This window comes from Dyella solisilvae (assembly GCF_003351225.1).
In the GTDB taxonomy this organism is placed as follows: Bacteria; Pseudomonadota; Gammaproteobacteria; order Xanthomonadales; family Rhodanobacteraceae; genus Dyella; species Dyella solisilvae.
This window is the reverse complement of sequence record NZ_QQSY01000011.1, coordinates 1-5,872: the sequence shown is the minus strand read 5'-3', so window position 1 is coordinate 5,872 and position 5,872 is coordinate 1. Positions and strand designations below refer to the sequence as shown.

Annotated in this window: 4 protein-coding genes; 2 read left to right on the top strand and 2 right to left on the bottom strand. The window is 61.0% G+C overall.

The window, feature by feature from the left end; genetic code table 11:
- Positions 1-552: 552 nt before the first annotated feature.
- On the top strand, positions 553-3,078 hold the full coding sequence (locus DVT68_RS19845) for an ATP-binding protein (protein WP_114826957.1): 2,526 nt from the start codon (positions 553-555) through the stop codon (positions 3,076-3,078).
- A gap of 132 nt (positions 3,079-3,210) precedes the next feature.
- Here the strand turns inward: DVT68_RS19845 and DVT68_RS19840 are convergent, their stop codons facing one another.
- Entirely contained in the window at positions 3,211-3,771 is a 561-nt protein-coding gene (locus DVT68_RS19840; protein ID WP_114826956.1) for a methyltransferase family protein, read from the bottom strand.
- A gap of 458 nt (positions 3,772-4,229) precedes the next feature.
- On the opposite strand from DVT68_RS19840, the gene DVT68_RS19835 reads away from it, so the two are divergent.
- Positions 4,230-4,631: a hypothetical protein gene (locus DVT68_RS19835; RefSeq protein ID WP_114826955.1), complete on the top strand. Its 402-nt coding sequence runs from the start codon at positions 4,230-4,232 to the stop codon at positions 4,629-4,631.
- Between the two features lie 940 nt (positions 4,632-5,571).
- On the opposite strand, the gene DVT68_RS19825 is transcribed toward DVT68_RS19835, so the two are convergent.
- Positions 5,572-5,766, bottom strand: a complete 195-nt coding sequence (locus DVT68_RS19825) for a hypothetical protein (RefSeq protein WP_114826953.1) — start codon at positions 5,764-5,766, stop codon at positions 5,572-5,574.
- Between the last annotated feature and the right edge of the window lie 106 nt (positions 5,767-5,872).

Sequence of the window (5,872 nt, the reverse complement as noted above, 5' to 3'; positions counted from 1 at the left end):
CCCCCCCCCCCGGAATCAATCTTTCGCCCCCCCGATTCGGCGCCTTTCACTCAGAAGAGGCGCTCGCCCAACGGCGTGCTGAGCTGCGGCATGGCGCAGATCGTTTCACTCAATACTTTTTCCTGAAGCGGGGACCCGCACCTCTTCGACTCCCACCTCGGCAAGAGGACCGCCCTCAAACCACTTCACCGCAGAATCGAAGTGGCCATGAATCCGCGGGAAGGCCAGCAGCGCTGAAAGGCATAGACCTTGCGAAAACCTGTCGAATTACCCCTCTTGGCCGATAGCTGACGGAACCAGGGGAGCGCATAGTAATGATCCGCCGCTCTCCGGCGACGAAAGTCGGCAGGTGGAACGCGCGCAACCGGGCCGGGGTTTTACGCGACAACCCCTGACAGTCTCGTCCGAACGTCGCGTTGAGGCGCCCGGTGGCGCCGCTGGGTGTGAGAGCCATCCATCAGAAGCAGGGGGTTGTGGTCATTCGTGAGCGAATGGCGAGTAAGGGCGTTGCCCGCTTTGCCACAACAAGCTCCAGGAAAGGTGTGCCAGAACATGGGCGTCGGCGAGCATTCCGGAAACGGCGACAGGCCAGTTGAATACGCATTTGGAGACGTCGTTGTCGATACGGTCGCCCACCGCCTGTCGCGTGGCGGTCGTGACGTGGAAGTCGAGCCGAAGGTCTTTGCCGTACTGCTCGAGTTCCTCACCCATCCCGGCCAGTTGCTCAGCCGGGACAACCTTCTGGATGCCGTGTGGGGCCATAGCTGCGTAACCCCTTCCACACTCAGTCGCGTCATTTCGCAATTGCGGCGGACTCTGGGCGACGACCAGGAACAGCCGCGGTACATCCAGACCGTGCACAGCCTTGGCTACCGTTTCATCGCGCCACTGCTGAGCGCCGAGCCAGAGCGTGCCATCGAACTACGATTCGCACCGCAGGCGCGGGGGCGTCTGCCTGTCTGGACCCACGCGCTCATCGGGCGAGAGCGCGACATAGCCTGCCTCGAACGACTTGTGATCGACAACCGTCTCGTGACGATTGCTGGCGCAGGCGGCGTGGGAAAGACGCAGGTCGCCCTGGAGGTTGCCCGGAGGATCACGGCGGTGTTCTCCGATGGCGTCTGGCTGATCGACTGCACTGCGCTGACTGACGAAGAAGGCTTGCTGCGATCGCTGGCGGCGATGTTCGAGATCCCGATCCCGGAGAATAACGAAGGGTTGACGGCCAGCCTGGGTGAGCTGTTGCGGACGCGTCACGTGCTGCTGGTGTTCGACAATGGCGAGCGGATCGCCTCACACCTGGGGGAGTTGGTCGAGGCCCTGCTCGAGGCCAGCGTCGGGCCGCACGTGCTGGTGACCAGCCAGCAGCGCTTGAACTGCGCGAGTGAATCGCTCCACTGGCTTTCGCCACTGGAAGTACCGACCACGGGCGAGTGGCTGACCGACAAGGACATAGACCTGTTGTCGCGGGTGCCCTCGGTACAACTCATGCTGACGCGTTCGCGTTCGTTCGCCTCGGGCTTTGCCCTGACCACAGCCAACGCGCACGCCGTCGCCGAAATCTGTCGGCGAGTCGATGGCTTGCCTCTGGCGCTCGAGATCGCGGCGGCGCACCTTCGCCTGCTCAGCCCTGAGCAACTGCTCAAGCGGATCAAGGCGCACCTGCTCAACCTTGCCGAGGCGAGTCCGGGCAGACCGCCACATCATCAAACCCTGCACGCGCTGATCGAATGGAGCTTCGCGCTTCTGTCCAGACCGGAGCAGTCCCTGCTCGCCGGGCTGAGTGTTTTCGCGCGCAGCTGCACGATGGCTGGCGCCAACGCGGTCGGCAAGGTATTTGGGCTCGATGAGGAGCAGGTACTGGACCTGTTGGGAGGACTCGTCGACAAGTCGTTGTTGGTCGCGGACACCGCCGTCCACCCACCGAGCTACCGTTTGTTGCACAGCGTGAAGTGGTTCGCGCGGAAGAAGCTTGCCGAAAGTGGCGACGAGCAACTCGTGCGGGACGCTCATCTGGCTCACTTCGTGCAATTCACCGAATACGTCGATCGGGCCATGAACAGTGACCGCGAACATTTCTGGTGCGATCGCGTGAGGCGTGAGTGGTCCAATCTGCACGTCGCCTTCGATTACGCCCTGTCGCGACAGGACCGTGTCGAGCACGCGCTGGCCATGAGCGGCAACCTTTGCTGGTACTACCGGATGTGTTCCCACTATGACGACGCCGCGCGGCGCATCGACAGGGCGCTTCAAGCCGGACACGCGCAGACCAGCCAGCGCGCCAAGGCGCTGATCGCCTGCGGCACCGTCAATCACCAGTCACAACTGCACGAGGTCGCCGGCTCGCTGCTTCGCGAAGGCATCGGTCTGGCGAAGCGCCTGGAGATTGAAAGGCTCGCCGCCGCTGGGCAAGCCGTACTGTCTTTCGAGCTCGCGACCTGCGGGGACCTGGTGCAGGCGGAGGCTTGCGCCGCTTCGGCGCAGGTCATCGCGGATGCGCAGGGCGACCTGTGGCTGCGTTCCATGGCATTGCTGGGTCACGGCATCTCGCTGGCGTTGAATGAGCGCCATGTGGAAGCCGAGGCGTGCCTTGGGGATGCCTACCGGGCGGTGTCGGTGCTGGGCAAAGGCCTTTTCCAGCAGGCCTACATCCTGAAGAACCGGGCTCTGCAGCGCTTCTATCTCGGCCAACTGCGCGGCGCGGCGGGCGACTGGCTGATGGACCTCGATGCGTTTGTCGGATTTCACCATTGGCGTGGCGTGGCGAGTTGCGTCGAGGGCGCGGCCTACATCTCGAGCGAACGCGGCGAAGCGCAGCGTGCGGCCCGCTTCATGGCGGCCGCCGCCCGCGTGCGCAAATCCAGCGCAGCCCCACTCATGCCGCAGTGGCGCAAGGCGCAGGCGATCGCAGAACAGCGTGCCCGCCACCAGCTCGGGCGCGCCTTTGCGCAAACTCAACAGGAAGGCTATTCAGCACGCTTTGAGGAGATCGCGTCGGAAGCCCGCGCGACGCTTGAGGACGTGGCGAACGCCAGCGCCAAGCGGGCGCCACTGAACGTTCATCAGCGCGAGTTCTAAAGGGTCCGCTGCGAGTCGAAAGCAGTCAGCGTGGGGACCATCGCTATTTGGGACGTCGTTCAATGTCCACAAGAGCATCCCCTGAAGCCCCCTACGACGATTTCGCCCAGATGATTTTCCCTGGCTGCTGCCTCAATAAACCCAAGGGATGAGCCGTTTGGTGCGCGAGGCGTAATGTTGAAATGCCTCCCCGAAGGCGGCTGACAAGGCCGCCTCCTCTTCGCGAATGCGGTAGAGGTAGATCCAGGTCGTCAGGCTCGACATCACCACCACGCTCAGCCAGTTTCCGAGCGCCATGGCGAATCCGAAGAAAGCGATCAATGCGCCAAGGTAGCTGGGGTGTCGCACATATCCATACAAACCATTCTCCTTGAGTTGATGGTCACTCCGCACGGCCACGTTGGGAGTGTGGAGGCGGCCAAGCTGGGCGATCGCCAGCGAGCGAATCGCGATGCCGGCAATCAGGATGACCAGACCCGCCAGCTGGAGGGCTATCGAATGGAAAGCCCCTGTCGTCCCGTACGACAGGCCGATGCTGGCGGCGTAGACCAGCGGGTTACCGATCATGAGTAGCTTCAGCGAGAAATGATCCCGATTTTCGGCGTCACTCGTCTTGAGCCGAAAGACGACCAACGCATCGATCGTCAGCCACAGGAAAAAGACGACGAGAGCGATTCCGCGAACCATGTTCATGTGCCGCCCCTTGGGGATCGGAATCAGACACGCTTTGGATCGGAAGCGGACCTGGTTATTTGCCAAGCTCGCTGACTTGTTTGGCCACCTCGGCCTCGCACCTGTCGGAGAGACTTTGGATGGTCATCCCCGGCGCCATCAGGCGTTGCCGGATACTGGGGCGTCCAACCTTTCATAGCCTTACGCCACCCTTTCTCCCTCCACACCCTATACCAATAGGAGGGTGTCTCCGCTTACGCCTGGGCCACATTAGCCCCAAGGGGTATCAGTGGTTTTCGTGCTGACGACAGATTTCGACTTTGAGCTGACGCCATTCGGCCGCTGCCTGGTTACGGGCATGCGGGGGAGCGCCGGTCGTCCTGTCTATCACCAGCGCGCTCCATCGGATCGGTCAGGGCAGAGGATCCCCTGTTTGAGACTCACTTGCAGACAACAGCCTTTGTTCCAGGAGATTCCAGGTGACTGACAAAGCAGACCTGAACCGGCCCAGCATCCGCGAAAATGCTGCTGCCTACTCAAACAGCCGCGCTCACATCACCAAGACCATTGCGACCGCCACTTTCGGAGCCTCCTTCCGCGATGGCTTCACCGACGCGATGGACAACTTCAGGGGCCTTGGCGGGTTGAAGCAGTGGGTCGAGATGCACAACCTCGACCGTCAGCGTTACCTCGATGCCCTGCTTCTGATGCGTGCAAACTACAAGCAAAGAATGGAGCGCGCGCTCACCAGCAACCAGCGCACCAAGATCAGCTTCGAGGACGAAGGCTTCCAGTGGGGCCGGGTCGTGATTGCCCACCTTCATCGCGACTGGGACTGCAGCAAGGAGCTTGCTGACCTGGTGGAAGTCGCTATTCCTTGATGCCTCGAACCTCCAAATTCTGAGCAACAGTTGGCGTAAAACGGACCGCTGCTTGAGCACGGCAGAGCGCGCGTTGGCCAAATCAGCCACCTGGGGATCCATCCCGGCGCGTCTCGAATTCGGGTGCATTCCGACGATGCGGCAATTTCCGTTTCGGGTCGGAAGCGAACCTAACCAATCTAGCGAACGTGGACAGTGCAACACCAGCGTCTTAGAGGTCGCGGGCGTTGCTTACGTGCCAGGCGAAGCACTTAGTCAGATCTGACGGTATTCCTGGGGCGTCCTTGATTACCCACGTTCGAATACTGGCTTCCTCCTCAGGACGGGCACCCCCGCTCCACAAAGTCACGAAGTGCGCTCTATCGGGTGCCCCATGGAAGAAGAGGAAGGGCGGATCAGAGTTTGGCGTCTGGACGTAAACGATCTTCCAGTCCTTCGATTCGAATGCTTGAAGGACCGTGACGGTTCGCACGTTGAGCTGACCCGCAATGGCGGCAGCCCACACAGACCTCTGAGAGTCAGATAGGTCGCGCCTCATCGAGTCGCACGGCGATGCTGCGGCCACCCCACTGACCAAAAGCAATCCCACCAAAGGTAATGCGCGCATACGCCTCCTAACTTTGCATCCGAGCAACGTCCGTTACGGGTCGGAAGCGGACACTCCGATTCTGTCTGCTCACCGCCTTATCTTAAGCGGGGTTCTTCGTTAAAACGTATAAGAAGGAGAGCGCAATGAGCGAGAACAACAACCACCAAATGAACTTTGCCGTCGCTGACTTTGGCGACGTCCCTCCTGTGCTAAACACGGCCTTTCCTCCTGTTTTGTCGCTCGGGACTGGGCAATAAATGCCCCCAATGTGGCCTACGGATAGCGGGTCTGCTCAGGGTCGGAAGCGGGCGCCCCCTGCCAGTAACGGCGAGAGGGCGCGGCACAACGAATCTAGCCAAAAATCAGTGCGGCAAGTAGCGCCACGGCGCTTGCACCCGCCACGACAATGCCAGCCCAATAGAAGCCGGGGTCTTCTGACATCTCGTAGGTCTGCAATAGGAAAACCATGCTGCCGGACCTGAGTCCGTGCAGCACGCCGAATGAAAGCACGACAAAAAAGAAGATGATGATTGCCTTTTCGCTCATTCACATGACTCTATCAGTGCTCTCTTCTTAGGTCCGTTATGGGTCGGAAGCAATGGGATGGACTCCTCCCCGCCCTCGGCATCTAAGAGTGCCAGACTGGAGTTGC

Coding starts and splice junctions, on each gene's coding strand:
- DVT68_RS19845 (WP_114826957.1), top strand. CDS start 553: ATGGGCGTCGGCGAGCATTCCGGAAACGGCGACAGGCCAGTTGAATAC.
- DVT68_RS19840 (WP_114826956.1), bottom strand. CDS start 3,771: ATGAACATGGTTCGCGGAATCGCTCTCGTCGTCTTTTTCCTGTGGCTG.
- DVT68_RS19825 (WP_114826953.1), bottom strand. CDS start 5,766: ATGAGCGAAAAGGCAATCATCATCTTCTTTTTTGTCGTGCTTTCATTC.